Here is a 4,496-nt window from a genome sequence, read left to right as displayed (position 1 = left end):
TTCAGGATACATGGTTCCGTCATTCCCATCCTCGGTTGTAAAGTTAGATTTCATTTCATGAAATCTCTGTTTTTTCGCGCTGTAAAGCGCTTATACAGAACTTGTCATACTGTCCCGTTAGTTGAACAAGCTCTCATTTAAATACATCAAAAACTTTACTTTCACCATCTTCATACTTGCAAATAACAATTTGTAAGTTTTTTATATTCCAGTCTAAGGAACGTAAATATAAAAACGAATTATTGAACTCTACAATTTTGTCACTAGTAAGATATTGTGAATCGAAATATTTATCGTATTGTTCATTATAACCAGGTGTTTCAATAGTATTTGGCATAAACACACCAGAAGGCTGTTCCTTTGTTTCATTGATGACTCTAGAACTAATATCGTATTGATAGGTATATAGAATTTCGTTAGAAAAAGACATATCATCATTTCCAATATAGATTGTTGTTCCATCTTAAGATACAGATGCCGTCATCATGGAGATGTCAAATGATTTCATATGTTCATATGAAATCCGATTCGTAACAAGTGAATTTTGCATATTATATACAATGACTCCAAATGTACCCTGAATAACCGCTATATTGTCATCGGCATATAAAAGTCGGGGCATTTCGGCACCTATATTCATATGTGGAATGTCAGACAGGTCTACGGATAATTCTTCAGATGCGTTGTTTAAACATCCAGCTAAAATTAGAAGTGCCCAAATAATTACTGAAAAAAGCGCAAATTTGTACTTCATTTAATATCCCCCTTAGTTTCGCTTATTAAGCTCTTCTCCCTCTATGAAGAAAGCATTAGCTCTCATTTCCTCCTGTTTTCTTAAGTTTTCATAGCATCATTGGTATTTGAGCATTTAAATACTGGAATAGGGATGAATTAAAGGTTAATTCTGGATATATGGAGAAAAAACGATCCTTATCTACTTAACCACTCGTATCCAAAAAGTGGAAATAGTTGTAGTTATGGTCGCACTGATGGATGTCCACATATCTCATAGAGGTCAACCCTCCCAAATCTCACAGAGTCTTCGCTCTAAAATTCCTTCGTCCAACCTTACCATGATGTGGATGTCAGTTATGCTGCCCGACAGGGTCTTTGTCCGTATTATAGTTTTTTTACTGACTAATCCGTGCTTCAAATATAGTTACCTGCTACTTTACTTCAAGAATCCAAAAGAAACCTAAGCTACTCTCGTTAGTTCTGCCATATGGGGAATATCCCTTAGCATATGCTCTTCACTGAATTCACATTGCTTCTTACCAATCGTAAACAGAATCCGTATAAGCTTATTGCATATTGCGATCAGGGACTGCATTTTCTTCAAAGGATTATTTGACCGTGTTGTAAAATATTGATGTAAAGCCTTGAATGCACTATTCTTAGCGACTAAAGGCATGGCTACTCGAAAGAGAAGCGCCCTGAGTGCTTTTCTCCCTCTCTTCGTAATCTTTGTTTGGCCCTTATGCTTTCCAGACGTATTCTCCCTCAGACTCAGCCCAGCTAATTTTATGATCTGCTTAGGATGAGAGTAATAACTGAGGTCCCCTACCTCTGAAAAGAAACCTGCAACCGTATCTCTACCAATACCCTTAATCTCCAACATTTGTTCAACACCTGGAATCTGTTCAAGTAAAACATCGATATTTGAATCCAGTTCTTCGAATCTATTTTTTATGAGTTCATACTTATCTATTAACGTGCGTAGCTCTAATTTAGCCATTGTTGAACCCTCAAGAATGCCTATCGAATGACTTGCTGCTTCTTTGAGTTCAGATATTCTACTGAGTCCAACCGCACGGCTAACAGCTTTTCTAAGATACGTTAAGATCTCATGATCGGAAATCTTACTTAATTCATGTGGTAATACATTGAGCTTTAAAAGCTGTAATGCCGATTTTCCTTCCCAGTCTTTAAATACGGTAAGAAACTCAGGAAAGTAACGATCTAACCAATTGTGGATTTGTCCTTGAACCGCTTGTAGGTCAACAGATAGAAGATCGCGTATCTTTTTTGCCACTCGAAGTTCTGCGTACACTCCCTGTGGAATATTGGGTACAGCATATCTCCCATCTTTGACTAACTGTGCAATTACCCTAGCATCTTTTACATCATTTTTTGTAGGTGAATTGTCGTCTAGCTCCTTGCTTTTCTTTACATGCATCGGGTTTACTACGACAAATTGAATACATTGATCTTTAAGAAAGTGAGCTAGATTGAGCCAGTAGTGACCTGTTGGTTCCATTCCTACAATCACTTTTTCCATCCCTTGATCTTTCATTAGTTGTTGAATCCAACTTAGAAAGTGATTGAAATCTGAGTTCATATTTTCAAAATGGAAAGCCTTCTTGAACTCCTGCCCTCTAAAATCCTGCGCACGTGCAACGTGCTTGTACTTAGCGATATCTACGCCAACTATTAGAGTTTGAGAAGTGATTTGAGCTATCTTCTCATTTTGGTTATAATTCATATTATCTGCCTCCTGATATTCGAATTCGTCCCTTTTGCTGGCCAGCTTAGGACAATTCTTATGATATCAAGAGGCCTTTTATTGTTCAAACGTCATTCTTACTCATTACAGGAATGCTGCCCGTTAGCGTAAAGAAGGGCTGCCGTTTGGCAGCCCTCATGAAATTGAACTATAGTGTCTCGTTAGCGCAACCATTGCAGTAGTAGTAGAAATTTAAATGATATTGTTACTTCTTAAAAAATAAAATGTTTGAAACCCTTTTGACTTCATCAAGGTTTTGTGCTGGTGCAATGTAATTATTCTTAAATGTAGAAGTATAAATATATTCAAAATCCTTGGATACATCAACCATTAATTCTATATACTGTCTTGGATTTCCGTAGATTATTTCTACATTTCTTCTATCTAAGCTGTACAGATTGCTATCTAATTCATCCTTAATAATCTTTAATATATTTCTTGAATCAGTTGTAGACACTTTTTCATCCCCATTCTTATTAAACACCAAGTGATTTGATATTTCCGTGCTCTTTCCGTCTATCCTTATAAATCCATCGATTTTTGTTTTGGAAATCAAGCTCTTCTTAACAGTCACGTCCAGTCGTATACTCACCGGTCTATGATAATTATCCCTATATTCTAAGCCATAATAAGTTTTACTTACATGTTTCGGTATGTGGTAATTAATTAGAAAGGTAACTATCCCCAAGATACCTAGGATAAAAATTATTTTAATAAGTTTTTTTTTCATTATTTCCACCAAGACCTTCCGATAACCTATTATTTGCGAACTTAGTACACAGGTATTAATTATTATAAATCAACAATGTTAACTCCTATTTATAATACCAAATTAGGTAGTCCAAGGCCTGACTATAGAACACTCTTTCATGCAAATATATTACGCATAACTGCCCTTTAGTTGAATAGCGGCAGATTTCTAAAAGGGATCTACCGCTATTCTATGCTAAAAAAATCGTCGATACATTTCTCTCCTGCATTCGCCACGAAGTTGTGCGTATATTTGCGTGGTTGAGGCTTTCTCATGACCCAGCATACCTTGGATGAAATCCAAGGGAGCACCGTTATCAAGGAGTTGACAAGCATAGGTATGTCGAAAGCGATGCGGATAAACATTCGTTTCAATCTCTCCTCGATCTGCAAGCCGTTTTAATGCCCATCTAATTGTAGGAATAGCCATGCGTTTAGTTGGGTTGGTATCCGTTACGAATAAGGCTTTACAGGTATCTCTACGACTGGTCAGGTACTTCCTTAACCATACTTTGCACTCTGTCGTAAAGTACACTTCTCTCTGCTTGGAGCCCTTACCGTTTACGACTATAGAGCAGTTTTCCCAGTTGATATCCTCGATATTTATCCTCTCTACTTCCCCGACTCGACAGCCAGTACAATAGAGAAGTTCAAGCAGCGCTCTTTCTCTTAATGATTGGCACGAGATCTTAAGATGAATAACATCTTCCTCGACTAAAAACTTAGAAATTCGCTTGTCCAATTTGGGTTCTCTTAGTTTTAAAGAAGGATTTGAAGTAAGGTAAGTCTCTTCATACGCATAGCGAAATAGGGATCGGACGAAACGAATTCGATGCCCTAGGCTGCTTGGCTTCAAACGTTCTGCTTGTTTCGCCAAATATTGCTTCAGCATTGGCAATGTAATCTCCGCTATCTCGGGATCACCTAGTTCCGTCATTAGCATTTTGTTCTGGAGGACGTAGGCGTTCAATGTTCTCGGACTATATCCTTGAATTCGTTTATCAGCCTCATATAGATACCACAACTCACTTAAATTCATAATAAAACCTCCCCTTAGAAGCTATTACATCTAGGTTTGCTTCTAAAGAGAGGTTTTAATCTTCTAACCTGCTTGTGCTAGCGGTAGCAATAGGTAAGCCTTTGATGCGATCTCCAGCTTTTCCCCTGCTCCACACGGAGCGTGCTAGTTTCCCAGCACTCCGCGTTCCCTCTAACAGAATGTACTAGATCATAAGTTCCTCGT

5 protein-coding genes are annotated in these 4,496 nt (G+C 37.7%); all 5 read right to left on the bottom strand.

The window, feature by feature from the left end:
• Window positions 1-133 precede the first annotated feature (133 nt).
• Window positions 134-430 (bottom strand): hypothetical protein, encoded by a 297-nt coding sequence (locus AC1D7X_RS25610; protein WP_495454690.1) that lies wholly within the window; start codon window positions 428-430, stop codon window positions 134-136.
• 33 nt (window positions 431-463) lie between these two features.
• A complete protein-coding gene (locus AC1D7X_RS25605; RefSeq protein WP_495454689.1) occupies window positions 464-754 on the bottom strand; it encodes a hypothetical protein in 291 nt (96 codons plus the stop codon).
• A 441-nt stretch (window positions 755-1,195) separates the two neighbouring features.
• Window positions 1,196-2,482: an IS110 family RNA-guided transposase gene (locus AC1D7X_RS25600; RefSeq protein ID WP_495476415.1), complete on the bottom strand. Its 1,287-nt coding sequence runs from the start codon at window positions 2,480-2,482 to the stop codon at window positions 1,196-1,198.
• 226 nt (window positions 2,483-2,708) lie between these two features.
• Window positions 2,709-3,233 carry a hypothetical protein gene (locus tag AC1D7X_RS25595; RefSeq protein ID WP_495454687.1) on the bottom strand — a complete coding sequence of 175 codons (525 nt, stop codon included), beginning with the start codon at window positions 3,231-3,233 and terminating at the stop codon, window positions 2,709-2,711.
• Window positions 3,234-3,449: 216 nt separating this feature from the next.
• Entirely contained in the window at window positions 3,450-4,292 is an 843-nt protein-coding gene (locus AC1D7X_RS25590; RefSeq protein WP_495476414.1) for a tyrosine-type recombinase/integrase, read from the bottom strand.
• Window positions 4,293-4,496: the final 204 nt, after the last annotated feature.

The sequence above is a fragment of the Paenibacillus sp. Y568 genome (assembly GCF_059445545.1).
This window is presented reverse-complemented; position numbering and strand designations above follow the sequence as displayed.

What these genes read in the sequence shown, in the direction of transcription:
- AC1D7X_RS25600 (WP_495476415.1), bottom strand. Translation starts at nt 2,482, where the DNA reads ATGAATTATAACCAAAATGAGAAGATAGCTCAAATCACTTCTCAAACT.
- AC1D7X_RS25610 (WP_495454690.1), bottom strand. Translation starts at nt 430, where the DNA reads ATGTCTTTTTCTAACGAAATTCTATATACCTATCAATACGATATTAGT.
- AC1D7X_RS25590 (WP_495476414.1), bottom strand. Translation starts at nt 4,292, where the DNA reads ATGAATTTAAGTGAGTTGTGGTATCTATATGAGGCTGATAAACGAATT.
- AC1D7X_RS25595 (WP_495454687.1), bottom strand. Translation starts at nt 3,233, where the DNA reads ATGAAAAAAAAACTTATTAAAATAATTTTTATCCTAGGTATCTTGGGG.
- AC1D7X_RS25605 (WP_495454689.1), bottom strand. Translation starts at nt 754, where the DNA reads ATGAAGTACAAATTTGCGCTTTTTTCAGTAATTATTTGGGCACTTCTA.